Origin of the sequence: Bradyrhizobium yuanmingense (assembly GCF_025200905.1) — a bacterium.
In the GTDB taxonomy this organism is placed as follows: Bacteria; Pseudomonadota; Alphaproteobacteria; order Rhizobiales; family Xanthobacteraceae; genus Bradyrhizobium; species Bradyrhizobium yuanmingense.
In genome coordinates this window covers 4,665,496-4,689,943 of sequence record NZ_CP104173.1, presented here as the reverse complement: position 1 = coordinate 4,689,943, position 24,448 = coordinate 4,665,496, and the positions used below count along the sequence as shown (strand labels likewise).

Sequence of the window (24,448 nt, the reverse complement as noted above, 5' to 3'; positions counted from 1 at the left end):
ACGCCGTCGTGCCTTGCCAATCGCAGAACGCTAGGGATTGCAGCTCGGGCAAATTTCCCAAGCCGGATTGGGCATGGGTCTTTGGACCTGAAGCGGCGGCTTTGATCTAATCGGTGAGGACAAGTTGCAGGCCGGCGCCTGCAAGCCAGGAGCGGTGCAGCATGAGTTCGATGACGATTGGACCAATCGCAAGCCAGGCTGCCGATCCATCCGAGCGCAGCGCGCTGCTGTTCTGGATGATCTTCACCGGGCTGTCGATCTTCGCTGTCGTGCTGCTGTGGCGCTTCGGCCTGATTCACCTGATGCTGACCTCGGATCGCACCTACATTTCAGCGGTGATCGCGGCGCTCTACGTCCTCACCTGCGGCCACTGCTTCCTGCGGACCCGGGCCATCGCGCGGGAAGGGGCGGCGACGCGGCGCTGCCGTGCGGTGCTGTCGGCAGCGGGCGGCAGCAAGGCGCTCGATGCGAGCGCCGTGGCGCTGCCGCGCGGTCTGGTGCGCGACCACATCGAAAGCCTGGTTACCAAGGCCGCGGCGCAGGACTACCGGCCGGTCGACCAGACGCTGCTGCTACGTAATCTCGCCGATCGCTTGCGCGGCTCCAACGGGTTCGGCGCCTTCGTCTCCGATACGCTGATGAAGCTCGGTCTGCTCGGCACCATCATCGGCTTCATCATCATGCTGGCGCCGATCGCGGGGCTGGACGCCGCCGACAAGGTCGCGATGCGCTCCTCGATGGGCTTGATGAGCGACGGCATGGCGATCGCGATGTACACGACGCTGGCCGGCCTTGTCGGCTCGATCCTGATCCGCATCCAGTACTACATGCTCGACGCCGCGACCCAGCGGGTGTTCTCGGACGCGGTGGTGCTGACCGAGACCTATGTGACGCCGGTGCTGGAGCGCAAGGGTTCGGGAACGCCGTCATGATGGATGATTTCGGTCTCTATCCGCGCGAGGAGCCGTTCGACCCGCTGGGCGTGATGCTGTTCAAGGCGCTCCAGGTGATCGCCTTCCTGTTCTTCCTGGCGCTGCTGGCGGTCTCCCCCGACGCCAAGGACGGCAAGATCGATTCCAAGGCGGAGTTCATGATCACGCTGGACTGGCCGGACAACCACCCCGACGATCTCGACCTGTTCGTGCAGGATCCCGCCGGCAACATCGCCTGGTATCGCCACCGCGAGGCCGGCTTCCTCACGCTCGACCGCGACGACCGCGGCGGGGCCAACAATTTCATCATCGTCAACGGCAAGAAGATCGCCTCGCCGATCCGCGAGGAGATCGTCACCGTGCGTGGCATCCTCGCCGGCGAGTACGTCGTGAACGTCTCGCATTTCGTCGCCACCACGGGCGAGCCTGTGACGGCCGGTGTGAAGGTGCAGAAGCTCAATCCGACCGCGCAGGTGATCTTCGACAACAAGTTCACGCTCGACCACACCGGCGACGAGAAGACCGCGGTCCGATTCCGGATCGATGCGGAAGGCAAGGTCGTCGATGTCGATCAGCGGCCGAAATCGCTGTTGGAGACGTTCCGCAGCAGCTGGCGCAATGGCGGCGATCTCGATGCCAGGACCGGTGTGAGCAGGAACGCTACGAGGGTACGCCGTGAGTAACCTGCAAACGGTCATCCTGACGCTATCGGTCGCGTATGCCGTCATCGGCGCGCTGCTGCTGGTCGTTCTGGTCTATGCGCGGCTGCACTGGTCGCTGAAGGCGGTCGCCGTGGTCGTGACCAGCACCTTCTACATCGTCAGCTTCACCGAAATGCGCGGCCTGCTCGGTTGGGCCAGCACGGAGCGGCTGCCGACCACCTTCAAGCTGCTGAAGGCCCGCATCGTCGAGCCGCATTCGCTTGAGGGCGATCCCGGCTCGATCTATCTCTGGGTCGAGGCGCTGGACGAGGACAATCGCCCGAGCGGCATCCCGCGCGCTTTTCGTGTGCCGTACAATGACCGGCTGGCCGACAAGACCCACGCCGCCGAGAACGAGATCGCGGCCGGACATCCGCAAGGAGGGCGCGCGGCGGATTTCGGCGGCGGCGACGGCAGCCTGATCGACCTGGTTCGAGAATATGTGACGCCGAAGACCATCCTGGAGACCAGCGGCGGCGATTCCTCGACCGGCGAGTTCACTGCGCCGCCGGCCGGTGCCCAGGACGCGGTATTCACGCCGATTCCGCCGCCCCGGATGCCGCCCAAGGACGAGCAATAGGCCCATCACCATCACCGCAGAGCAGCGCTGGCAAACGGCCCAGTGCTGGCGCATCCTGTTGACCTCCCTCAATTTGGCCTCATCGGCCCCGAATAAGAATTTGAGGGGTGGAGGGTGCGTGCTTCTCGCTGTCTTCTCGGATATCCATGGCAACAGGCAGGCGTTCGAGGCCTGCCTGAAGATCGCGCATGCGAAGGGCGCAGAGGGCTTCGTCCTGCTCGGCGACTTCGTCGGCTATGGCGCCGATCCGGAATGGGTGGTGGACACCGCGATGGAGCTGGTCGCGCAGGGCGCCGTCGCGGTGCGCGGCAATCATGACCAGGCGATCAATTCCACGGCCGAGACGATGAACGCCGAGGCGCAGATCGCGATCGAATGGACCCGCGGCCGCCTCGACACGGCGCAGCGGCGGTTTCTGGCCGAATTGCCGATGCAGGTGGAGGACGATGGCCGCCTGTTCGTGCATGCGGAAGCCTCGCATCCCCAGCGCTGGCACTATGTCCGCTCGACCGTGGACGCCGCCAAGAGCCTGATTGCGACACGGGCCCACGTCACCTTTTGCGGCCACATCCACAGGCCGGCGCTCTATTCGATGTCGGTGACGGCGAAGATGACGAGCTTCGTGCCGAAGACCGACGTCCCCGTGCAGCTCCTGCGCGGACGGCAATGGCTCGCCGTGCTCGGTTCGGTCGGCCAGCCCCGCGACGGCGATCCGTCGGCGGCCTTCGTGCTGTTCGACACCGAGTCGTGCCAGATCACCTATTGCCGCGCGCCCTATGACGTCGAGACCGCAGCGAGCAGGATCCGCGACAACGGCCTGCCGCCTTGGCTTGCCGACCGCTTGTTGCAGGGGCGCTGACGGATGCCCAAACCCCTGGTCAAGTCAGGCGCGGAGATCGACGGTTTTACGATCGGCGAATGCGTTCATGCCGGCGGCATGGCGACGCTGTGGACCGTCACCCATCCCGGCATCGACGTGCCCTTGCTGATGAAGATCCCGCGGGTGTCGGAGGGCGAGGACGCCGCCGCGATCGTTTCCTTCGAGATGGAGATGATGATCCTGCAGCGGCTGGCGGGGCCGCACGTGCCGGCCTGCTTCGGCACCGGTGATTTCGCCCGCCAAGCCTATGTCGTGATCGAGCGCATTCCAGGTGCCACGCTGTACAAGCGGCTCCCCGACCTGCCGCTGCCCTATGACGAGGCGCGGCAGCTCGTCGCCAGAATCGCCACGGCGCTTGCGGATCTGCACCGGCAGAACGTGATCCACCACGACATCAAGCCGAGCAGCATCATGTTCCGCGAGAGCGGCGAAGCGGTGCTGATCGACTACGGCCTGTCGCATCACAACCACCTGCCGGACCTGTTGCAGGAGGAATTCCGCCTGCCTTACGGCACCGCGCCCTATATGGCACCCGAGCGGCTGCTCGGGGTGCGCGACGATCCGCGCAGCGATGTGTTTTCGCTCGGCGTGCTGCTCTATTTCTTCACCACCGGCGAGCGGCCGTTCGGCGAGGGCGAGACGCTGCGGGCGATGCGGCGCCGGCTGTGGCGCGATCCGCATCCGCCGCGGAAGCTTCGTGCGGATTATCCGCCCTGGCTTCAGGAGGTGGTGTTGCGCTGTCTGGAGATCGAGCCGGTGTGGCGCTATCCGACCGCGGCCCAGCTTGCCTTCGATCTCGCTTATCCGGACCAGGTCAAGCTCACCGCGCGCTCGGAGCGGGTGAAGCGCGATTCCCTCGGCATCGCCTGGCGCCGGCGCTTCAACCAGGGTGTCATGGCGCCGCGCGCGAAATCGGATGTCGCAGCCCAGATCGCATCGAGCCCGATCCTCGCCGTTGCGCTCGACACGGCGGAGGGCGCTCCGGAGCTGAACGAGGCGCTGCGCGTGACCACCCAGCGCATCCTCGCCACCTTGCCCTCGGCGCGGCTTGCCTGCGTCAACGTGCTCAAGCTGAACCGGATTGCGATCGATCGGACGTTGGACGAGCAGGGCTCCAACAAGCATATCGATCGTCTGGTCGCGCTCAGGCATTGGGCAACGCCGCTCAAGCTGGACGAGAGCCGGCTGTCGGCTCATGTGCTGGAGGCGGTCGATCCCGCCGCCGCGATCCTGGAGTTTGCCAAGGCCAACCAGGTCGACCACGTCATCATCGGCGCGCGACAGAGCTCGTTCCGGCGCATGCTGCTCGGCAGCGTGTCGGCCAAGGTGGCCTCGGAGGCGAGCTGCACCGTCACCGTGGTGCGGCCGCCGCGATTGGCGGGGGACGGCGGCGGGCCGGAGGCCGGCGAAGGTTAGGCCGGCCGGGGCGATTTGCGGGCCGGATCAGGCCGCGTGGACGGCAAACGCGCGCTTGCGGCGGATCGGCCAGGAGAATTGCGGTCCCGGCTCGCCGTGATCGGCGCTGCCGCCGAAATACTGGATGATCTCGCGGCAGGGCTCGCAATTGAACAGGTTACGCGACGCGGACGCCTTGGTCATTTCCTTCAGGCAGTTCGGGCAATGCGGTTTCATGGGTGGTCCGGAAAAGAGGTCTTAGTGTCGGCGCGGCGAGCCAAGCGAACGGTCGAGGTCCGAATTGTCGAGCCCGGCATCGTCGTCCAGCGTGCCATCGGCGTGCTCGAGGCGGCCGAAGAAATAATCGAGGCTCGGATGCGGGCGCCGTGGAATCCGGCACCGGCGCTTCGGCTGACGCCTCACGAGTGCGATCTGCATGGACGTCAGCCCCTGGTGCGGTCGCGACGGATGTTGCGGGCCGGACGTGCCGGGGCCTCGACCGGTCCGGCCGAGGGACCGAACACCACAAACGCACTGAAACCAATCCACAACGCCACGCCAGTCCAAACCAGGGTCGTCGTCATGATGTGCTCCCGCGAAACAGGCAGGAATCACTTGCAGTGATTTGCGCGAATCAGGGAAGTCCGGATGAGTACGGACCAAGGCTACAATTTTAAGCTTTGCGCCTTGCAGAACCCGTGGAAGCCGCAGTTCTTCCCGCGTGCGACCGACGTACTTTGCCGGTGCGCGCATGATCGAGGATATCCCGGATGCGCCTTGCGTCTCGAACACAGCGAAACCCATAGCGCCCGGTGTAGTCGGTATCGGGCGAACGGGTCGAGCGCCCTGACGCAAAGTTCAGGTGGCCGACGCCGCCGCCGATGTCGAGGATTTCGAACACTTCATCCATGGCGTCGAACGAAGTAGCGGTCACGCTGCGTCTGCTCCAGGCCGTGCGCACGATCAGCGCGCGGCGGTCGGTGATCACATAAAGCGTCTGCAGGTCTTGCAGCAGCATCACGAACGGAGCTGCAATCATCCCAACTCCAATCATTGCCAGAGGTTGGGTCGCTTGGTCGATCCAATCCTTGCTGACGGCGATGACGGTCAGCAACAACCAGGGAAATCCGATCCACCAGAGAAATCGCCACATTGTCGCGTTGGCGATGGCGTCGGGCTGCCCCTGCCAGACCACTTGCTCTCCATCATGAAGGGACTCGGCGAGAAGACGAAGCAGGCCGGCAGTAAACGGAGTGGCGCGGAGTTTATCCATTCCACTTGGTCGTAGCGGCCGCGGCTCCGGTTCGGATAGCGATGGTCTCAGATCGCCTCGCCGCGTGCCCCAAGTGCCGCGTTGCGGATCGCGGCGATGTTGGTCTTGTAGGCCTCCTGCGTGCCGCCTTTGAACACCGAGGTGCCCGCGACGAAAGCGTTGGCGCCGGCCGCGGCGAGCGCACCCGCGACATCGGGGCCGACGCCGCCGTCGACCTCGATGTCGATCGGGCGGCCCGCAACCATCGCGCGGATGTCCCGGATCTTGTTGATCGCGGAGGGGATGAAGGCCTGGCCGCCGAAGCCGGGATTGACCGACATCACCAGCACGAGGTCGACGAGGTCGAGGACGTATTCGAGCGCGCTGATCGGCGTCGCCGGATTGAGCGAGACGCCGGCCTTCTTGCCGAGCGCGCGGATGGCCTGGAGCGAGCGGTGCAAATGGGGACCTGCCTCCGCGTGCACGGTGACGTGGTCGCAGCCGGCCTTCGCGAAGGCCTCGAGATAGGGATCGCAGGGCGAGATCATCAGATGCGCGTCGAAGATCTTCTTGGTGTGCGGGCGCATCGCCCTGATGACGTCAGGACCGTAGGAGATGTTCGGAACGAAGTGCCCGTCCATCACGTCGAGATGGATCCAGTCGGCGCCGGCGGCGTCGACGCTGCGCACCTCCTCGCCGAGCTTCGAGAAATCCGAGGCCAGGATCGAGGGCGCGATGGCCAGGGGGCGGGGGGCGAAAGCTTGGGTCATGGCGCGTTTTCCCGGGGGCGGACGGACGACGAATGGCCTCGCCTAACATGGGCTCTTGTGGCGGGCAATGCAGGAGGGGCGCGCTTCCTGTGGGCGGAAATTTCTGCCGCCGGCGGCATGAATTGCCGATGTTCCCGCGGCCTGCACGACCCGACGGATGCGGAATTCGTTGAGCTTCTCGCGATGGCACGGCGCTTGCTGAGTTCAGCCGCAGAACATTGGTCGCGGCATGCCGCATCCTGTTGGAGTTGTGCAATGTTGTTCGCCCTTGGTGCGGTATCGAGCGCGCTCGACGCGATCCAGTCGCTGACGAACGCGAAATCGTCGTCGGCGGCGCACAAGACCGGCTCCTCGCAGAGCGCGCCGACCAATCCGTTCGCAATCGACAGCGGCAGCAGCAGCACGACCGGCGCGACCTCGTCGGTCAATGCAGGTAAATATCCGCAGATCTCGGCGGAGACGATGAATGCGCTGTTCGCGGCGCAGGGCCAGTCGGCCAACGGCACATCCTCGACGTCGAAGGGCCGGGAGGCTGCGCTGAAGGATCTGTTCTCGCAGATCGACGTGGATGGCGACGGCAAAATCACCAAGTCCGAGTTCGAGGACGCGCTCGGCGCGGGCGGCACCAACCTGGCCCAGGCCGACGACGTGTTTTCGAAGATGGACGCGAATGCGGATGGCAGCGTCAATCTCGGCGAGATGACGAAGGCGCTGAGGGGCGGTCACGGCCGTGATCACGCGGAAGGCGCGGGCGATGGCTCGGATTCCTCGTCGCAACCCAGCCGCGGTTCGACGTCGACCACGACGACCAATGCCGACGGCTCGACCACCACCATCGTCACCTATGCCGACGGCTTCAAGATGTCGACCACGGTGCCGGGCGCCGCCGGCTCGTCGAATGCGAAAAGTGGCGGCAATTCGCCTTATGATTGGTTCGGGCAGATGATGCAGCGCCAGGCGCAGGCCACTGCGGGATCAGCAGCTTCATCGATGTCGATCAGCGTGTGAGCGCGTCCCGAAGTTACCCGGCAAGTTCGTGGGTGATGTCACGACAGGCATAGCGGTCGCGGATCTCGCGATTGAAGAACGTTCCTTTTGCGCGCGCATCCCTGAACGCAGCAGCGATCTCGGGCGGAACATCCTCATAGACATAGAGGCGCCCGCTGACGAACGTCACCTTCAGTTCGCGTCTCTCTGGCGCATAGCGAAAAAAGCGGATCACGGAAGAGGGCATGGCCGCACACCTTGTCCGCCGGGTAACGCTTGGGTGACGGTTTCGTTTCTAGCCGAACCGGTCCTTCCAAGCCGCCTGCGCGCCCGGAAACGGTAGGGCCGTCGCGCTGTAGACGCCGCGGGCGATCGCGCGGGCGACCACGTTGGCGGCGATCGTGCCGAGCTCGGTGAGGCCAACCAGCGGCTCGATCGGCGTTTCACAGGTGGCGGCGGCGAACAGCACGTCGCCGTCGGTCGGCGCATGCACCGGATAGATCGCGCGGGCGAAGCCGGTATGCGCGATCATCGCCAGCCGCTTGGCCTGGGGCTTGGTCAGCACCGCGTTGGTCACGACGGCGCCGATGGTGGTGTTCTCGCGCGCGCTCGCGGCAGGACCGCCCTTGATGCGCATGCGGAGCATGTCCTCGGTGAACTTGTCCGGCAGGCCGCGTCCACCGAATTCGCTGTCCACCTCGAACGGCGCCGCCCAGAACCACGGGCCATTGCCGACGGTGACGCTGCCCACGGCGTTGACGGCGACGATCGCCGCGACCTTGATTCCGCTCGCCGTCACGGCCGATGCCGAGCCAAGCCCGCCCTTGAACGTCGCGGTGGTGGCGCCGAAGCCGGCGCCGGCGCTGCCAAGCGCGAAATCCGCGCTGGTGGCGGCAGTCGCCGCGGCATAGCCGAGGTCGCGATACGGCGAGAAGCGTCCCCAGGCCTTGTCGCCGCCATTGAGCAGGTCGAACAGGATCGCCCCCGGCACGATCGGGATCAGCGCTTCGCGAACCCGGTGGCCGCGGCCCTGCTCGGCGAGCCAGGCCTGCACGCCGCCGCCGGTGTCGAGGCCGAAGGCCGAGCCGCCCGACAGCGCGATAGCGTCGACGCGCTCGACCGTGTTGGCGAGATCGAGCAGTGCATCCTCGCGCGTGCCGGGGCCGCCGCCGCGCACGTCGATCGCGGCGATCGCAGGAGAATCGAAGATGATCGCGGTCGCGCCGGAACCGACTTTCGGATCTTCGGCGTGGCCGACCCGGACGCCGGCGATATCGGTGAGAAGGTTCTTCAAGGCGGCCTCGTGTTTGAGAATTCACGATCTGCGATAGCGCAGCAATGCCGCAGGCTCAACCGGCGAGCGCGGTCCTCAGCATCTTGGCGAGCTCGGACTTGCGGTAGGGCTTGGCCAGCAGCAGCACGCCGGAATCGAGCCGGCCGTGATGGACGATGGCGTTCTCGGTGTAGCCCGAGGTGAACAGCGTCTTCAGGTCGGGGCGGCGCTTGTGGGCTTCGTCGGCCAGCTGGCGGCCATTCATGTTGCCGGGCATGATGATGTCGGTGAACAGCAGGTCGATGGTCTCGTCGCTGTCGATGATATTGAGCGCCTCGGCGCCGTTGGCGGCCTCGAGCGCGGTATAGCCGAGGCTCTTGACCTGCGTCACGACATATTGCCGCACCAAGGCATCGTCTTCGACGATCAGGATCTTCTCGTTACCGCCGGTGATTGGCGCATTCTGGAGCGATTCGAACTCGGTCTCCTGCACACCGGTCGAGCGCGGCAGGTAGATCTTCACGCTCGTGCCGTGGCCTTCCTCACTGTAGATCTTGATGTGCCCGCCCGATTGCTTGACGAAGCCAAACACCATGCTGAGGCCGAGGCCAGTGCCCTTGCCAACCTCCTTGGTCGTGAAGAAGGGATCGAATACCCGGTCGATCAGCTCGGCAGGAATTCCGGTGCCGGTGTCGCTGACCGCGATCATCACGTAATTGCCGGCAACGACGTCGGGGTTCATGCTGGCATAGCCGTCGTCGAGGAAGATGTTGCGGGTCTCCAGCACCAGGGTGCCGCCCTCGGGCATGGCGTCGCGCGCGTTCAGCGCGAGATTGAGGATCGCGGTGGAGAGCTGGCCCGGGTCGACCAGTGTCGGCCAGGCATCCTCGGTGAGCTGCGGCATGATGGTGATCTGCTCGCCGAGCGTCGGATGCAAGAGCTTGGCGGCTTCGAGCGCCAGTGCGTTGACGTCGATCTCGCGCGGCTGCAGCGGCTGCTTGCGGGCGAAGGCGAGCAGGTGCTTGGTCAGCTGCGCGCCGCGCTCTGCGGCGTCGTCGATCAGCTTGGTGATCGCGGCAAGATCGGGCCGGTCGGCGACCGCGTCGCTGAGAATGCCGATCGTGCCCGTGATCACGGTCAGCACGTTGTTGAAGTCGTGGGCGACGCCGCCGGTCAATTGGCCGATCGAGTCCATTTTCTGGACCTGCCGGAGCTGGGCTTCGGCGGCCTGCTTGTCGGTGAGGTCGCGGCCGATGAAGAAGTGGCGTTTCACCGGCTCGGACCAGGTGCCCATCCAGTTCAGCGTGACCTCGTGACCGTCGTAATGGTAGTAGCGCGCCTCGAAGCTGCGCTTGACCGCGCCGCGACGGGCCGCGCGCATCTCGCTCCGCGTCTTCTCGAGATCGTCGGGATGGATGAACTCGATCGCGCTGTGCCCGACCATGTCCTCGGGGCTGTAGCCGAGAATGTTCTGCACGCTCGGGCTGACCTGGACGAAATTGCCGTAGCCGTCGGTGACCAGGATCAGGTCCTGCGATGTCTCGAAAATCCGCTGGCGTTCCTCGGTCTCGCGGCGCAGCTTCTCTCTAGCCTGCTTTTCTTCCGTGATGTCATGGGCGATCTTGGAAGCGCCGATGATCTCTCCATCGTCGGTCCGCAGCGGCGAGACGTTCAGGACGACGTCGAGCGGGCGGCCGTCTTTGCGGATTCGGACCGTCTCGTGCTGGGCGATCGATTCATTGCTGGCGATCTGGTTGAGGGTGCTTCTGATCTCGCCCTTGCGATCCGGCGGCACGATGATGTCGATCGGCTTGCCGACGGCCTCGGCGGCGGAGTAGCCGAATAGGTTTTCGGCGGCCTTGTTCCAGCTGGTGATGATGCCGTCGAGCGACTTGGTGATGATCGCGTCATTGGAGGATTCGACCACGGCGCCGTACAGCGCGAGGCGCTTGCCGAAATAGTCGCGTTGCGAGGCCGATTGCTGGCGCAGCTTTCCGACGAGGCCCACTGTATGCGCCTGGAGGCGGACATTCTCGATCAGAAGCACCGCGAGCACGAAGGTCGCCGCGGCGAGGCCGTAGAGCCGGCCGGCATAGAATCCGAGATCGAAGCGCGCGACGTTGACGATCGCCGACAGGGCGATGTCGAACAGCCAGGCGCACATGACCACCATCAGCCAGATGTCAATCACCGTATGCGGCCTGCGGAACCAGAGCGAGACCAGCGCGGCAAAGCTCAGCGACCACACGAAGGACACGACGCCGATCATGGTCGCCGTGTAGCGGCCCTCGCTCAACAGGACCGGCAACAGATCGTGCTGCGCGGTGACGATCCAGGCGAAGACCGCCATCGCGCCGACGACGCCGAGCCCGCAGGCATAAATCGCGGTGCTTACCGCGCCGCGGATCCGGGGCCCACCGTCTTTCTCCTTCAGCCAGGCATATGCCATCACGCAGAGCGGAAAGCCGGCGTGCCAGATCATGTAGAGCCACACCGTGGTCTGTCGGCCCGCGCCCAGGAGTCCGGTCGGGGTGAACAGCCCTGGGAAGGTGAGGGCATGAACCAGCGCCGCCGCGGCGGTGAAGAGATAGCCGCTGGCGAGCCACAGCAGCGCGCGGGTGCGCAGGATCGCAAATTGCGACAGCAGCAGCACTGCCGTGACGATGTCGCTCACGGCCAGCGCGGATTGATAGCTGGCGACGAAGGCTGGCACCGGCAACAGCGGGATACCGGCGAAGGGCATGGCTGCGGCGAACAGGAGCGAGGACACACCGACAATCGTCAATGCTGCAGTGCGGTCGGCCGACGTGGCCGGCAGGGTCGACAGAAATGTGCTTCGGTCGATCGGCGCAGGCACGTCCATTTCGCGCGAGTCGATGGGCTTGAGCATCTCCGCTAGTCTCATTCGCCGGCAGTCCGTTCATCGTAGCGGGTTCTGGGCGCAGGTGGTCACGGAACCGGTTTACGACTCAACCGAGGGTTACAGCTTACCTAATTTCGGTGAGAGCACGGAACAGGGATTGGTAAGGGGCACTTTACTGGGCGGTGTCATAATGCCCTGCCGCTGCGGCCGGTTCCAGGCTTGAAACAGGCGATTTTGATTTCGAGATCGGGAGTTTGCCCCCATGCCCCGCGTTCTCATCATCGACGACCAGAAGGACGTCCGCGCGATGGTGGCGATCGTGCTTCGGGTCAACCATTTCGAGGTCGTGGAGGCCGAAACCGGCGCGGCGGGGCTGAAGGCCTTTGCGGAAAGCCGCTTTGACGCGGCGATTGTGGACATCTTCCTCGGTGATACCAGCGGCGTCGACGTCATCACCGCCTTGCGCGAACGCGCGCCGGCGCTGCCGGTGATTGCGGTATCCGGGATGACGGCACTCGATTTCATGGACCAATCGCCCCACCTCGCCAACGTGGTCGGCCTGCAAAAGCCGTTTCGGCCGAACGATCTGCTGCAGGCCCTACGGAAGGCCCAGGCCGCGGCCGGCGGCGAGATTTCGGCCGCGGTCTGACCGGCAAAAGAACGCCCCGGCAAGCCGGGGCGTGGTCGCGATGGCGGGAGCTTTCGGGGGATCGCTGATCGGGATCCCCGAAGAGCATTCTCGATCAAGAGCCCTTGGCGCCGAGCTCGGCGTAATTGCCCTTGGCGTCCCACTTGTAGACGACATAGTCGATCTGCTTGAGGTCGCCCTTGGCGTCAATTTCGATCGGGCCGAGCACCGTGTCCCACTTGCCGGCCTTGATGGTCTCCATGACCTTCTTGGCGTCGGTGGTGCCGGCCTTCTTGACCGCCTGCGTCCAGACCTGCAGCGCAGCGTAGGTATAGAGCGTATAGCCTTCCGGATCGATGCCCTTGGCCTTGAACGCCTCGACGATCTTCTTCGCGGTCGGCTTGTTGCGCGGGTCGGGACCGAAGGTGAACAGCGTGCCTTCGCCGGCGGGACCGGTGATGGAGGCGTACTCCTTGTCCGCGAGCGCGTCGCCCGACATCAGCACCGTCTTCATGCCCTGATCGCGCATCTGGCGGAGGATGAGGCCGGCTTCCTGATGGTAACCGCCGACATAGACGAGCTCGACATTGTCCTTCTTCAGGCGCGAGACGATCGCGTTGAAGTCCTTGTCGCCCTTGTTGTAGGATTCGTACATCTTCTCGGTGATGCCGGCCTTGTTGAGCGCCTTCTTTGTCTCGTCGGCAAGACCCTTGCCGTAAGTGGTCTTGTCGTTGAGGATCGCGATGTTCTTGCCCTTGTAGTTCTTGGCGATGTACTGCGCGGCGATCAGGCCCTGCTGGTCGTCGCGGCCGCAGACTCGCGCCACGTTCCACAGCTTGCGCTCGGTGAAGAGCGGGTTGGTCGAAGCCGGGGTGATTTGCAGGACGTTGCCGTCCGCATAGGCTTCAGAGGCCGGGATCGAAGACGACGAGCAGAAATGGCCGGCGACGAACGGGATCTTGGCGCCGGCGATCTTTTCCGCGATCGAGCGGGCCTGTTTCGGATCGCAGGCGTCGTCCTCGGCGTTGAGCGCGAGCTTCTTGCCGTTGACGCCACCGGCGGCGTTGATGTCGGCGACGGCCATCTCGGCGCCGTTCTTCATCTGGCGGCCGAAGGCGGACTCGCCGCCGGTCATCGGGCCTGCGACTGCGACGGTGACATCCTGCGCGAATGCCGCGCTCGATAGCGCGAGCGATGCGCCGAATGCCAGACCGATGAGCTTCAGTGATTTCATGAGATACCTCGCGGGTGGTCGCCTGTGGAAGTTGCCGGGCATGCCCGGTTCAAACCGGCGCCATTCTTGAATGAATTCGAGGAGAAGTCACCGGCAAAATACGGGCATACGCCAAGATATCTAGCCGCATTCTCGCGCAGGCGGGGCCGGTCAGTGCCGGCCGCCTTCCAGATAAGCGGCGCGGATTTCGGGGCGCTGCAGCAATTCGGCGCCGCTGCCGGCCAGCGTGATCAGGCCGTTGACCATGACATAGCCGCGATGGGCCAGCTTGAGGGCGTGGTTGGCGTTCTGCTCGACGATCAGCACGGTCAGGCCGTCCTGCCGGTTCAGCGTGCGGATGGCGTCGAAAATCTGCCGCGCGATCAGCGGGGCGAGCCCCAGCGAGGGTTCATCGAGCAGGAGCAGGCGAGGGCGGCTCATCAAGGCGCGGCCGATGGCCAGCATCTGCTGCTCGCCGCCGGACAGGGTTCCGCCGCGCTGGGCGAAACGTTCCTTCAGGCGGGGAAACAGGGCGAACACGCGCTCGAGTGTGCTCTCCCGTTCCGCCGGCGTGCTCTCGGTGACGTCGGCCCCCATCTGGAGGTTCTCGGCGACGCTCATGCGCGGGAAGATGCGGCGGCCTTCGGGCGACTGCGCGATGCGCAAATGGGCGATCTCGTGGGTCGGGACGGCCGTGATGTCCTTGCCCTCGTACAGGATCTGCCCGGCGCGGGCGCGCGGCTTGCCGAAGATGGTCATCATCAGCGTCGACTTGCCGGCGCCGTTGGCGCCGATCAGCGCCACGATCTCGCCGGAATTGATGTCGACGTCGACGCCCTTCAAGGCCTCGATCTTGCCGTAGGCCGCGCGCAGGCCCCGGATCGCGAGCAGGGGGGATGCCGCCGTCACGATCCGCTCTCCATGACGGCCACGGCCTCTTCCTCGTCGGTGCCGAGATAGGCGGCGATCACCTTGGGATCGTCGCGCACCTCGCGCGGCGTGCCTTGTGCGATCTTCACGCCGTGATCCATCACCACGATGTGGTCGGAGATCTCCATCACCACCGACATGTCATGCTCGATCAGGAGGATCGACGTTCCCAGGTCGTTGCGGATCGAAAGCAGGAGCTCGTTCAACGCGGCGCTCTCTCGCGCGTTGAGGCCGGCAGCCGGTTCGTCGAGGCACAGCAGTGCGGGCTCGGTGCACATCGCGCGCGCGATCTCGAGGCGGCGCTGATCGCCATAGGCGAGATTGCCGGCCGCGTCGTCGGCGCGGTCCAGCAGGTTGACCCGCTTCAGCCAGTCGGAGGCGAGATCAATCGCGCGCTTTTCTGCGTCGCGATAGGCGGGCGCGCCGACAAGGCCGAGCAAGGTGAAGCCCGAGGCGCGCATCAGCATGTTGTGCTGCGCCACCATCAGGTTTTCGAGCACGGTCATCCCGGGAAACAGGCGGATGTTCTGGAACGTGCGCGCGACCTTGGCCTGCTTGGCGATACGGAAGTCGTTGAGCCGCTGGAGCGCGATTTCCTTGCCGTCATCGTGGGTGAGGCGGATGGCGCCGCCGGTCGGCTTGTAGAAGCCGGTGATGCAGTTGAACACCGTGGTCTTGCCGGCGCCGTTCGGCCCGATCAGCGCGGTGATCTTCTTCCGCTCCGCGGCGAACGAGAGATCCTGCACGGCGACGATGCCGCCGAAGCGCATGGTTAGCCGGTCGACGCTGAGGATCTTGTCGCCGCTCATCCGTGTCCTTCCTTGACGAGGTCGGAGGAGATGGCCTGCGCCTTCTTCAGATAAACGGTCGGCGCGCGATGGCCGACCAGGCCGCGTGGCCGCCAGATCATGATCAGCACCATGGCCCAGCCGAACACCAGCATACGATAGGTCTCGAGGCCGCGGAACAGCTCGAAGCCGCCGATCATCGCCAGCGCGGCGAGCGCGACGCCCAGCTGCGAGCCCATGCCGCCGAGCACGACGATGGCGAGCACCAGCGCCGATTCCTGGAAGGTAAAGGATTCCGGGCTGATGAAGCCCTGGCGGGTGGCGAAGAACGCACCGGCGAAGCCGCCGAACATGGCGCCGGTCGCAAATGCCGTGAGCTTGGTCGTCGTGGTGTTGATGCCGAGCGCGCGGCAGGCGACCTCGTCCTCGCGCAAGGCTTCCCAGGCACGCCCGATCGGCAGCCGGCGCAGGCGGATCGTCGCCCAATTGGTGAGCAGCGCCAGCGCCAGGATCAGATAGAACAGGAAGACGATACGGTGGGTCGCCGAGTACTCGATGCCGAGCTTGTTGGCCAGCCCATCGTCAGTGTTGCTCAGCGGAATGCCGAACAGGGTCGGACGCGGAATACCGGACACGCCGTTCGGTCCCCCGGTCAGATCCTGCCAGTTGATCAGGACGAGGCGGATGATCTCGCCGAAGGCGAGCGTCACGATGGCGAGGTAGTCGCCGCGCAGGCGCAGCACGGGGAAGCCGAGCAGCACGCCCCAGAACGCGGCGAGGATGCCGGCGAGCGGCAGGCAAATCCAGAACGACCAGCCGAAATTGGTGGCGAGCAGCGCGTAGGAATAGGCGCCGACGGCATAGAACGCGACGTAGCCGAGATCGAGCAGGCCGGCGAGCCCGACCACGACGTTGAGGCCCCAGCCGAGCATCACATAAGTGAGCACGAGAATGGCGAGGTCGAGGATGTAGCGCTGGTTATAGAAGATCACGGGCACCAGCAGCGTGAAGATCAGCAGCGCGGGCGCAAGGTAGCGGCCGACCAGCGACACGCCCTTCTGCAACGCTGGCGGCACCAGCTTCTCCGTGCCGGCCGGGCCGATCCATTGTCTGAGCAGCTCGATCACGATCGAGCCGCCGAACACGGCGGCGACGAGGGAAGCGAGCTCGCCGAAACGCGTCCAGTAGGTGAGCTGGCCGTCGGAGCCCGCCTCGGTGCGGACGCCGACCATCAGCGAAAACAGCACCAGCGCGATCACTGCGTTGATGACGGCGGTCTTGAGGAGAGCGGGGAGGCTCGTTGCAGGTTTGGTCGTGTGGGTGGAGGGTGCTGTCACGCGGCCGGTCCGTCAGACTTTCTCGACTTCGGGACGGCCGAGCAGGCCGGTCGGCATGAAGATCAGCACGACGATCAGGATCGAGAACGCCGCGACGTCCTTGTATTCGACCGAGAAATAGGCCGACCAGAGCGTCTCGATCAGGCCGATCAAAAGCCCCCCGAGCATGGCGCCTGGCAGCGAGCCGATGCCGCCGAGCACGGCGGCGGTGAAGGCCTTGATGCCGGCGACGAAGCCCATGAAGAAGTCGACCAGGCCGTAATAGAGCAGGTACATCAGGCCCGCCACGGCGGCGAGCGCCGCGCCGATCACGAAAGTCATGGAGATGGTGCGGTCGACGTCGACGCCGAGCAGCGCCGCCATGGTCTGATCCTGCTCGCAGGCGCGCATGTCGCGGCCGAGCCGGGTGCTCGACACCAGCCAGGTGAAGATCGCCAGCAGCACGATGGTGGTAATGACCACCATGATCTGAATGTTGGAGAGCTGGATCACGAAGCCCTCCTGGCTCTCGTGCAGCGTGTAGCCGCCGGTGATGAAGGGCGGGATCGGCTTGACGCGAGCGCCTTGCGCCACTTGCGAATAGTTCGTCAGCACGAACGACATGCCGATGGCCGACAGCATCGGGGCGAGGCGGAAGGAATGGCGGAGCGGCCGGTAGGCGATACGCTCGATGGTCCAGCCATAGAGCGCCGTGATCGCCATCGACACCAGCAGCACTACGAGCAGGATCAGGGGAATGGCCGTGAGGCCGAGCGAGATCAGGATCAGGAAGGTGATGAGGGCGATGAAGCCTCCGATCATGAAGACGTCGCCATGGGCGAAGTTGATCATGCCGACGATGCCGTAGACCATCGTGTAGCCGATCGCGATCAGGCCGTAGATTGAGCCGAGCACGAGACCGTTGATGAGCTGCTGGGCGAAATAATCCATAAGCTGCCGTACCCAAACTTGACGCGGCTCAAAGGGAGCTCTTGCAGAGAGTTCTTGGGCCCCGGCAGCCCTTGAGCGTTCGGCAGGTTTTGTAACAGGAGGGAACTGGCGGCTGCAACTGGCCAAGCCTCGTCAATAAGGCTTGTACAGAATGATTTCGCACTCGGGTTCCCGCAGCTGCGAGGAACCGGGTTCCGCAGGGCAACTAAAGTGGATGCTGTCCGTTATCTCGTCCCTGACGTCCAACAAGGGAGTTTCCCGAATGACGAAGCAGCAGAACCAGAATCCGGGCCAGCAGAGTCAGAACCCCGGCCAGCAGCGCCCCGGGCAGCAGCAGGGCGGTGGTCAGAAACCCGGACAGCAGCAGCAGGATCCGCGCCAGGGCGATCGGCCCGGCCAACAGCAGGGCGGCCAGCGCGACCAGGAATAGCGAGTTTGGGAGCCCAGGAGTGAGGAGAGGCCCCGCCGGAAGGCGGGGCCTTTTTTCTTGGGGCAATCGTTTGCCCGTCATTCCGGGATGGTGCGTCAGCAGCAGGCCCGGAATCTCGAGATTCTCAGGTGCGCAATTGCGCACCATAGTTCGGCTCCTGCAAGCCGCCCCGGAATGACGAAGGCGGGCGGGCAGTTAAGGTAAACAAAGGGTTTAAATTGCCGCCACAGTCTGATGCGAGTTAGCTCCGGCATGGCCGCCGCCTTCCATCGAAGGCTCGGCAACCAGGCGGGAAGCGGCATGTTCAGGAATTGGCGGATCGGCTCGGTCAACGGCGCGCTGCTGGCGGCCTATTTCATTCCTGTCTGGAGCCTCATAGCCTTCAGCATCATCGTCGCGCCCGTGCGCGGCCTCTACGAGCGGCCGAGCGTCGCGGTGGCGCTGTATCTGAGCGACCATCTGCAGATGGCGGGCATGGACACGGTGCGTGCCGCCTGGCTGCTGGCGCTCGGACGGCTGACCGTGGTGGCGTTCTTTGCGATCTACCTCGTGCTGCTCTGCATTCCCCGCACCCGGAAGGGCGGCGGCAGCGACGAGGCGCTCGGTATTGCGCTCGCGATCGGCAGCCTGATCTCCTTTGCCAGCATGGTGATGGCCTCGAAGGTCGGCGAGATGGCCGCGCTTCGGCTCCACGCCACCGAGCTCCTGATGCTGCTCGGTGCCGCCGTCGTGCTCGTGATCGAGAAGCCGGAGGCAGCGTCGAAGGCGGCCAAGGTCGCCGCGCCGCCGAATCTTCAGCCTCTAGGTCTTGAGCAGGCCGAGCTCCTGCACAATCGCTGAGGCTTCCTTGACGGCGTGGTTCGCCGCCGGCACGCCGCAATAGATCGCCTGCTGCAGCAGGATCTCCTTGATGTCGTCGGGCGTGAAGCCGCCCTCGGCCAGCGCCGCACGCACGTGCAGGCGGAATTCGTCCCATTGCCCGAGCGCGACCATGGTGCCGATCACCAGCACGCGCCGCGTGCGCTCGTCGAAATGCGGCCGCGTCCAGATCTCGCCCCAGGCGTAGCGGGTGATCAGGTCCTGGAAGTCGGTGTTGAAGGCATTGCGGTTCGCGATCGACTTGTCGACCCAGGCATTGCCCAGCACCTTGCGGCGCACATTCATGCCGGCATCGCGGCGCTTCTGGTCGTCCATTCTGTTCCTCCTCTTTCGTCATTGCGAGCGCAGCGAAGCAATCCAGAAATGTGTCCGCGGAGACGGACTGGATTGCTTCGTCGCTACGCTCCTCGCAATGACGGTTGTTGCTAGCGCTGCGTCAGGAACCCCACCACCGCATCCGTGAACGCATGCGGCTGCTCGACGTTCGAAATGTGCGCGGCGTCGATGATCGTCATGCTGGCGCCGGGAATGCTGGAGCGGATCAATTCGGCCGCCGAGATCGGCGTCGCCACGTCGTGGCGGCCGGCGATCACGAGCGTCGGGCTCTTGATTTTCGGCAGCAGCGCGCGCTGGTCGAGCGTCGACAGCGCCTCGCAGCAGGCGAGATAGCCCTCGACAGGCGAGGCGAGCAGCATCGACTTCATCTTCGCGGTGATCGCAGGCTCGCGCTCGCGGAAATCCTGGGTGAGCCAGCCCGCGATCACGGCATCGGCGACGGCGGCGATGCCGCCCTCCTTTACCGCCTTGATGCGGTTGTGCCAGTTAGTTGGATCGGGATAGTAGCAGGACGTGTTGGCGAGGATCAGCTTGCCGAACCTTTCGGGCGCATTGGCGCCGAGCCATTGCCCGACCATGCCGCCCATCGACAGGCCGCACCAATGCACCTTCTCGATGTTGAGGTCGTCGAGGATCGCGAGCACGTCGCGGCCGAACCGCTCCATCGTGTAGGGGCCAGGCGGGACGTTCGACTTGCCGTGGCCGCGGCGATCGTAGCGGATGACACGGAACACCTGCGTCAGCGCCTTCATCTGCGGCTCCCACATCTGCAGCGTGCAGCCGAGCGAGTTCGACAGCATCAAGGTCGGCCCGCCGTCGCGGCCCTCGACGGAGACGTTGAGCAGGCATCCGTCGGCATCGATCATGGGCATGCGGCGTCTCCGTTCTTAATCTTGATCGAGGTTGTCGAGCAGCCGGTCGATCAGCGCCTGTGACGCCCCTTGATAGGCCATCGGCTCGAACAATGCCGCAATTTTTTCCGGCGAAAGGTGCGCGATGACTTGCGAATCGGCCGACAGCACCTCGCGCAGATGCTTCTTCTCGGCGACGGCACGCTTGCTCGCGGCCTCGACGAGATGATGCGCGTTGCTCTTGCCGATGGCTTCGGCGAGCGCGAAGGTGACGGCCTCGGCCATGATCAAGCCATGCGTCGCATCGAGATTGCGGAGCATGCGCGCTGCATCGACCTCGAGACCCTCGGCGATGTCGACGACGGCAGCCAGCGCGCCTGATGTGACCAGCATCAATTGCGGCAGCGTCGGCCATTCCGCGTGCCAGGGACCGGCACTGCGTTCGTGGTCCTGCACCTGGGCGGCGAAGATCGTCGCGGCGAGCTGCGGGGCCATGGTGGCAGAGCCCAGCGCGCTTGCGGCGGCGACCGGGTTGCGCTTGTGCGGCATGGTCGAGGAGCCGCCGCGGCCTTCGCCGGCGGGCTCGAACGCTTCGGCGACGTCGGTCTGCATCAGCAGCGAGACGTCGCGCGCGATCTTGCCGCAGCTGCCGGCGAGAATGGCGAAGCAGGATGCGGCCTCGGCGATGCGGTCGCGATGGGTATGCCAGGGCGCCTCGGGCAGCGGCAGGTCGAGCTCCTGCGCCAGCCGTTCGGCCACCGCGAGCCCCTTGTCGCCGAGCGCAGCGAGCGTGCCGGCAGCGCCACCGAATTGCAGCGCGAGGCCCTCGCGGGAGAGCCGCCGCAGGCGGCAGCGGGCGCGGGCAAGGCTCGAGGCGTATTCGGCGGCCTTCAGCCCGAACGGCATCGGCAGCGCATGCTGGAGCCAGGTCCGCGCCACCATCGGGGTGTTGCGATGGCTGCGCGCCAGCGCGGCAAAGCCCTTGATGGCACGGCTGAGGTCGGCATCCAGCGCCGCGATGCCGGCGCGAAGCATAAGCATGGTCGCGGTGTCGATGACGTCCTGGCTGGTCGCGCCCCAATGCACGTAGCGCGCGGCCTCCGCGTCATTCTTGCCAACATTGGCGGTCAGCATCTTGACCAGGGGAATCGCGAGATTGCCCGACCGCGTCGCGGCCTCGGCCAGTGCGGCCATGTCGAAGCCATCGGCCTTGCACGCCGCCTCGATTGGTCCGATGGCGGATGCGGGAATCACCGCACTGGCCGCCTCGGCCCGTGCCAAGGCTGCCTCGAAATCGAGCATGTTCTGCAAGGTCGACCGATCGTCGCAGACCACGCGCATGGCGGCGCTCGACAGCATCGGTGCGAGCAGGGGGGAGATGGATGTGCTCATGTTGCGCGCGACCTAATCATCATGGCCCGGCCGTGCCAATCCCCCACCGCCCGCACACGTCATTTTGCAGTTGCGAATATGCATTGCACGTGACCGGGCGCCGGCCTTTTCTTTGCCGCGCCGCTGCGTTACTTGATCAGCACTATAGTTACGCGATCCGGGAGGCACCCTCATGGCCATGACGATGAACGGCGAAGTCCAGCTTGCAGCGCCGCGCGAGGCCGTGTGGGCCAAGCTCAACGATCCCGAGGTGCTGAAGGCCTGCATCCCCGGCTGCGAGGAGCTGGAGAAGACCGACGACGGCGGCTTCCGCGCGACGGCGAAGATGAAGGTCGGGCCGGTGTCGGCGCGCTTCAAGGGCAAGGTCACGCTGTCCGATCTCGACCCGCCGAACGGCTACAAGATCTCCGGTGAGGGCGAGGGCGGGGTGGCCGGATTCGCCAAGGGCGGCGCGACCGTCAAGCTCGCCGAGAAGGACGGCGGCACGCTGCTCTCCTACGACGTCGAGGCGCAGATCGGCGGCAAGTTGGCGCAGCTCGGCCAGCGCCTCATCAACGGCGCCGCCAAGAAGCTTGCCGATGAGTTTTTCGCGAACTTCGCCAAGGCCGTACAGGGCTGAAGGTCCAATACCTTTAGGGTAGCGCCTTCGGCATGGCGCCTTGCGCCCGGGGCGATGTTGCCCCGGGGCATAATGGCCCATATGATGGGTTGGAATAATTATAAGAACCGCTTCGACGGGACCCGTCGGGGTGCTGACAGAGAGTGCTTATGGCAAAAATCTCCCTCATCGTGAACGGCAATCCAGTCACCGCCAATGTCGATCCCCGCACGCTCCTGGTGCAATTCCTGCGCGAGAATCTGCGGCTGACCGGCACCCATGTCGGCTGCGACACCTCGCAGTGCGGCGCCTGCGTCGTGCATCTCGACGGCAAGGCCGTGAAGTCCTGCACCACGCTTGCGGTGATGGCCGATGGCCACGAGGTCAAGACGATCGAGGGGCTGGCTGCGGACGGCGCGCCGCTGCATCCGATGCAGGAGGCCTTCCGCGAGCACCATGGCCTGCAGTGCGGCTTCTGCACGCCCGGCATGATCATGACTGCGATCGACATCGTGCACCGCAAGGGCCACGAGCTCGACGACCACACCATTCGCGAGGAGCTCGAAGGCAATCTCTGCCGCTGCACGGGCTACCAGAACATCGTCGCCTCGATCTCCGCCGGCGCGAAGGCGATGGCCAAATCCGACCTCGCGTAACGCGCCTCCCGCGATCAGGACATACAGATGTACGAATTCAAATATCATCGCCCTGGGACCGTTCGCCAGGCGGCCAACCTCCTGGTGAAGAACGAGGACGCCAAGGTGATCGCCGGCGGCCACACGCTGATTCCCGTCATGAAGCAGCGCCTCGCCAGTCCCCCGCATCTGGTCGACCTCTCCCACATCGAGGGGCTCAATGCGATCGAGATGAAGGGCCGCTCGCTCGTGATCGGCGCCACCGCCAAGCATGCCGAGGTCGCGACCTCCGCCATCGTCGGTGAAGCCATTCCGGCGCTGGCGAATCTCGCCGGCGGCATTGGCGATCCCGCCGTGCGTCACAAGGGCACGATCGGCGGCTCGCTCGCCAACAACGATCCGACTGCCGATTATCCGGCCGCGGTGCTCGCGCTCGGGGCCACCATCGTCACCAACAAGCGCCGCCTCAAGGCGGAAGAGTTCTTCCAGGGCCTGTTCACGACCGCGCTCGAAGCGGATGAGATCATCACCAAGGTGATGTTCCCGCTGCCGAAGAAGGCCGCTTACGTCAAGTTCCGCAACCAGGCCTCGCGCTATGCGCTTGTCGGGGTGTTCGTGGCGCGGCGTCCTTCGGACGTGCGCGTTGCGGTCACCGGTGCGGGCTCCGAAGGCGTGTTCCGCGTCACCGCATTCGAGGAAGCCTTGAAGAAGCGCTTCGCCTCGAAGGCGCTGGAGGGCATCGCGGTACCGGCAGAAGGCCTCAACAGCGACATCCACGGCAGCGCCGAATACCGCGCGCATCTCATCGGCGTGCTGACGCGGCGCGCCGTCGATGCCGCCAATGCCAAGGAATGAGCTGACCTCATTCCTCGGTCCAGACCTGTCCCCGGTGAGGGCGTAGCGAGACTGGCTTTTCCATGACTTCAGCGGCCACTTCTTCCGGTGCTTTGCCGGCATCGGTCGATGCGATGCTCGAACTCCTGACGTCGCGCGGCTATCTCGCTGAGCGCTCGCTGGCGACGGTGACGTATCTGTCGCTGCGTATGGGCCGACCGCTGTTCCTGGAAGGTGAGGCCGGCGTCGGCAAGACCGAGATCGCTAAGGTGCTCTCGGCGGCGCTGGGGCGGAAGCTGATCCGCCTGCAGTGCTATGAAGGCCTCGACGTTTCCTCCGCGGTGTATGAGTGGAACAGCGCGTCGCAGATGATCGCGATCCGGATGGCGGAAGCCGCGGGCGACACTGATCGCGATCAGCTTTCGAGCGACATCTTCGCCGACCGCTACATGATCAAGCGGCCGCTGCTCCAGGCGCTGGAGCCTGATGTCGCCGGTCCGCCGGTGCTGCTGATCGACGAGCTCGACCGTGCCGACGAGGCGTTCGAAGCCTACCTGCTCGAGATCCTCAGTGACTTCCAGGTGACCATCCCCGAATTCGGCACCGTGAAGGCGCCGCACCCGCCGATCGTCATCATCACCTCCAACCGCACCCGCGAGATCCACGACGCGCTGAAACGGCGCTGCCTCTATCACTGGGTCGATTATCCCGCCGCCGAGCGCGAGCTCGCGATCGTCAAGACACGTGTACCCGGCATCTCCGCCAAGCTGTCGCAGCAGGTCGTGCGTTTCGTGCAGGCGCTGCGCAACCAGGACTTCTACAAGTCGCCGGGCGTTGCCGAGACCATCGACTGGGCTACCGCGCTGTCGGAGCTCGATGCCCGCTCGCTGACCCCGCAAGTGGTCGGCGACACGCTGGGCGCGCTGCTCAAGTACCAGGACGACATCACCCGGATGCAGGGCGACACGCTGCAGAAGGTGCTGAAGGACGCGACGAGCGAGAATTGACGCGTCGTAACTAGCTCGTCATTCCGG

At 65.1% G+C, this 24,448-nt stretch carries 29 protein-coding genes; 12 read left to right on the top strand and 17 right to left on the bottom strand.

Annotated features, from left to right (window positions below; genetic code table 11):
- Positions 1 to 161 precede the first annotated feature (161 nt).
- From N2605_RS22185 to N2605_RS22165, 5 genes are all read left to right on the top strand, one after another.
- Positions 162 to 932, top strand: coding sequence for a MotA/TolQ/ExbB proton channel family protein (locus N2605_RS22185; protein WP_057029496.1), 771 nt, complete (start codon positions 162 to 164; stop codon positions 930 to 932).
- Positions 929 to 1,615 carry a hypothetical protein gene (locus tag N2605_RS22180; RefSeq protein WP_036012886.1) on the top strand — a complete coding sequence of 229 codons (687 nt, stop codon included), beginning with the start codon at positions 929 to 931 and terminating at the stop codon, positions 1,613 to 1,615. Before N2605_RS22185 ends, N2605_RS22180 begins: the two co-directional genes overlap by 4 nt.
- Complete coding sequence (locus N2605_RS22175; protein WP_036027815.1) at positions 1,608 to 2,213, top strand: hypothetical protein; 606 nt, start codon at positions 1,608 to 1,610, stop codon at positions 2,211 to 2,213. The genes N2605_RS22180 and N2605_RS22175 overlap by 8 nt, the downstream gene beginning before the upstream one ends.
- Positions 2,214 to 2,331: 118 nt before the next feature.
- Entirely contained in the window at positions 2,332 to 3,072 is a 741-nt protein-coding gene (locus tag N2605_RS22170; RefSeq protein ID WP_057029497.1) for a metallophosphoesterase family protein, read from the top strand.
- A gap of 3 nt (positions 3,073 to 3,075) precedes the next feature.
- Entirely contained in the window at positions 3,076 to 4,509 is a 1,434-nt protein-coding gene (locus tag N2605_RS22165; protein WP_260343172.1) for a serine/threonine protein kinase, read from the top strand.
- A gap of 27 nt (positions 4,510 to 4,536) precedes the next feature.
- Here N2605_RS22165 and N2605_RS22160 read toward each other — a convergent pair whose 3' ends face one another.
- The 5 genes from N2605_RS22160 to rpe all read right to left on the bottom strand — a co-directional run bounded on the left by N2605_RS22160 (position 4,537) and on the right by rpe (position 6,510).
- Positions 4,537 to 4,725, bottom strand: a complete 189-nt coding sequence (locus tag N2605_RS22160; RefSeq protein WP_036012880.1) for a hypothetical protein — start codon at positions 4,723 to 4,725, stop codon at positions 4,537 to 4,539.
- A 21-nt stretch (positions 4,726 to 4,746) separates the two neighbouring features.
- Positions 4,747 to 4,926, bottom strand: coding sequence for a hypothetical protein (locus tag N2605_RS22155; protein ID WP_036027809.1), 180 nt, complete (start codon positions 4,924 to 4,926; stop codon positions 4,747 to 4,749).
- A 5-nt stretch (positions 4,927 to 4,931) separates the two neighbouring features.
- The gene (locus N2605_RS22150) at positions 4,932 to 5,072 is read right to left on the bottom strand and encodes a hypothetical protein (RefSeq protein ID WP_167361692.1); all 141 of its coding nucleotides are present in this window, start codon (positions 5,070 to 5,072) and stop codon (positions 4,932 to 4,934) included.
- Positions 5,073 to 5,161: 89 nt separating this feature from the next.
- Positions 5,162 to 5,761 (bottom strand): hypothetical protein, encoded by a 600-nt coding sequence (locus N2605_RS22145; RefSeq protein WP_036027807.1) that lies wholly within the window; start codon positions 5,759 to 5,761, stop codon positions 5,162 to 5,164.
- A gap of 47 nt (positions 5,762 to 5,808) precedes the next feature.
- Positions 5,809 to 6,510 carry a ribulose-phosphate 3-epimerase gene (gene rpe, locus N2605_RS22140; RefSeq protein WP_036012875.1) on the bottom strand — a complete coding sequence of 234 codons (702 nt, stop codon included), beginning with the start codon at positions 6,508 to 6,510 and terminating at the stop codon, positions 5,809 to 5,811.
- Between the two features lie 255 nt (positions 6,511 to 6,765).
- Here rpe and N2605_RS22135 point away from each other — a divergent pair, with 255 nt between their 5' ends.
- A complete protein-coding gene (locus N2605_RS22135; protein ID WP_036027805.1) occupies positions 6,766 to 7,518 on the top strand; it encodes an EF-hand domain-containing protein in 753 nt (250 codons plus the stop codon).
- A 13-nt stretch (positions 7,519 to 7,531) separates the two neighbouring features.
- Here the strand turns inward: N2605_RS22135 and N2605_RS22130 are convergent, their stop codons facing one another.
- Genes N2605_RS22130 through N2605_RS22120 form a run of 3 tightly spaced genes read right to left on the bottom strand, consistent with a single transcriptional unit; the run spans position 7,532 to position 11,660 of the window.
- Positions 7,532 to 7,744: a KTSC domain-containing protein gene (locus N2605_RS22130; protein ID WP_036027804.1), complete on the bottom strand. Its 213-nt coding sequence runs from the start codon at positions 7,742 to 7,744 to the stop codon at positions 7,532 to 7,534.
- A gap of 48 nt (positions 7,745 to 7,792) precedes the next feature.
- Positions 7,793 to 8,791: a P1 family peptidase gene (locus N2605_RS22125; protein ID WP_036027803.1), complete on the bottom strand. Its 999-nt coding sequence runs from the start codon at positions 8,789 to 8,791 to the stop codon at positions 7,793 to 7,795.
- A 55-nt stretch (positions 8,792 to 8,846) separates the two neighbouring features.
- The gene (locus N2605_RS22120; protein ID WP_260343170.1) at positions 8,847 to 11,660 is read right to left on the bottom strand and encodes a PAS domain S-box protein; all 2,814 of its coding nucleotides are present in this window, start codon (positions 11,658 to 11,660) and stop codon (positions 8,847 to 8,849) included.
- 235 nt (positions 11,661 to 11,895) lie between these two features.
- On the opposite strand from N2605_RS22120, the gene N2605_RS22115 reads away from it, so the two are divergent.
- A complete protein-coding gene (locus N2605_RS22115) occupies positions 11,896 to 12,282 on the top strand; it encodes a response regulator (RefSeq protein ID WP_128264566.1) in 387 nt (128 codons plus the stop codon).
- 94 nt (positions 12,283 to 12,376) lie between these two features.
- Here N2605_RS22115 and N2605_RS22110 read toward each other — a convergent pair whose 3' ends face one another.
- From N2605_RS22110 to N2605_RS22085, 6 genes are all read right to left on the bottom strand, one after another.
- Positions 12,377 to 13,495: a branched-chain amino acid ABC transporter substrate-binding protein gene (locus N2605_RS22110; protein ID WP_036012868.1), complete on the bottom strand. Its 1,119-nt coding sequence runs from the start codon at positions 13,493 to 13,495 to the stop codon at positions 12,377 to 12,379.
- Between the two features lie 150 nt (positions 13,496 to 13,645).
- Entirely contained in the window at positions 13,646 to 14,383 is a 738-nt protein-coding gene (locus N2605_RS22105; protein WP_025037253.1) for an ABC transporter ATP-binding protein, read from the bottom strand.
- Positions 14,380 to 15,213: an ABC transporter ATP-binding protein gene (locus N2605_RS22100; protein WP_036043573.1), complete on the bottom strand. Its 834-nt coding sequence runs from the start codon at positions 15,211 to 15,213 to the stop codon at positions 14,380 to 14,382. The genes N2605_RS22105 and N2605_RS22100 overlap by 4 nt, the downstream gene beginning before the upstream one ends.
- Positions 15,210 to 16,529: a high-affinity branched-chain amino acid ABC transporter permease LivM gene (gene livM, locus N2605_RS22095; protein WP_260343166.1), complete on the bottom strand. Its 1,320-nt coding sequence runs from the start codon at positions 16,527 to 16,529 to the stop codon at positions 15,210 to 15,212. Before livM ends, N2605_RS22100 begins: the two co-directional genes overlap by 4 nt.
- Positions 16,530 to 16,541: 12 nt before the next feature.
- Entirely contained in the window at positions 16,542 to 17,459 is a 918-nt protein-coding gene (locus tag N2605_RS22090; protein WP_109143253.1) for an ABC transporter permease subunit, read from the bottom strand.
- Between the two features lie 205 nt (positions 17,460 to 17,664).
- Positions 17,665 to 18,036: a hypothetical protein gene (locus tag N2605_RS22085; RefSeq protein WP_260343163.1), complete on the bottom strand. Its 372-nt coding sequence runs from the start codon at positions 18,034 to 18,036 to the stop codon at positions 17,665 to 17,667.
- A 153-nt stretch (positions 18,037 to 18,189) separates the two neighbouring features.
- Between N2605_RS22085 and N2605_RS22080 the strand changes: the two genes are divergently transcribed.
- Positions 18,190 to 18,729, top strand: coding sequence for a hypothetical protein (locus N2605_RS22080; RefSeq protein WP_225114410.1), 540 nt, complete (start codon positions 18,190 to 18,192; stop codon positions 18,727 to 18,729).
- Here N2605_RS22080 and N2605_RS22075 read toward each other — a convergent pair.
- The 3 genes from N2605_RS22075 to N2605_RS22065 all read right to left on the bottom strand — a co-directional run bounded on the left by N2605_RS22075 (position 18,691) and on the right by N2605_RS22065 (position 21,347).
- Positions 18,691 to 19,083 carry a carboxymuconolactone decarboxylase family protein gene (locus N2605_RS22075; RefSeq protein WP_024340834.1) on the bottom strand — a complete coding sequence of 131 codons (393 nt, stop codon included), beginning with the start codon at positions 19,081 to 19,083 and terminating at the stop codon, positions 18,691 to 18,693. The genes N2605_RS22080 and N2605_RS22075 overlap by 39 nt on opposite strands.
- Before the next feature lie 110 nt (positions 19,084 to 19,193).
- Positions 19,194 to 19,976: a 3-oxoadipate enol-lactonase gene (gene pcaD / locus N2605_RS22070; RefSeq protein WP_225124767.1), complete on the bottom strand. Its 783-nt coding sequence runs from the start codon at positions 19,974 to 19,976 to the stop codon at positions 19,194 to 19,196.
- 15 nt (positions 19,977 to 19,991) lie between these two features.
- Positions 19,992 to 21,347 carry a 3-carboxy-cis,cis-muconate cycloisomerase gene (locus N2605_RS22065; protein WP_225157076.1) on the bottom strand — a complete coding sequence of 452 codons (1,356 nt, stop codon included), beginning with the start codon at positions 21,345 to 21,347 and terminating at the stop codon, positions 19,992 to 19,994.
- Between the two features lie 172 nt (positions 21,348 to 21,519).
- Here N2605_RS22065 and N2605_RS22060 point away from each other — a divergent pair, with 172 nt between their 5' ends.
- The 4 genes from N2605_RS22060 to N2605_RS22045 all read left to right on the top strand — a co-directional run bounded on the left by N2605_RS22060 (position 21,520) and on the right by N2605_RS22045 (position 24,421).
- Positions 21,520 to 21,966, top strand: coding sequence for an SRPBCC family protein (locus N2605_RS22060; RefSeq protein WP_036043583.1), 447 nt, complete (start codon positions 21,520 to 21,522; stop codon positions 21,964 to 21,966).
- Positions 21,967 to 22,115: 149 nt separating this feature from the next.
- Entirely contained in the window at positions 22,116 to 22,601 is a 486-nt protein-coding gene (locus N2605_RS22055) for a (2Fe-2S)-binding protein (protein WP_014494194.1), read from the top strand.
- Positions 22,602 to 22,628: 27 nt separating this feature from the next.
- On the top strand, positions 22,629 to 23,435 hold the full coding sequence (locus tag N2605_RS22050) for an FAD binding domain-containing protein (protein WP_036012847.1): 807 nt from the start codon (positions 22,629 to 22,631) through the stop codon (positions 23,433 to 23,435).
- A gap of 62 nt (positions 23,436 to 23,497) precedes the next feature.
- Positions 23,498 to 24,421, top strand: coding sequence for an AAA family ATPase (locus tag N2605_RS22045; protein ID WP_036027789.1), 924 nt, complete (start codon positions 23,498 to 23,500; stop codon positions 24,419 to 24,421).
- The last annotated feature ends 27 nt before the right edge of the window (positions 24,422 to 24,448 follow it).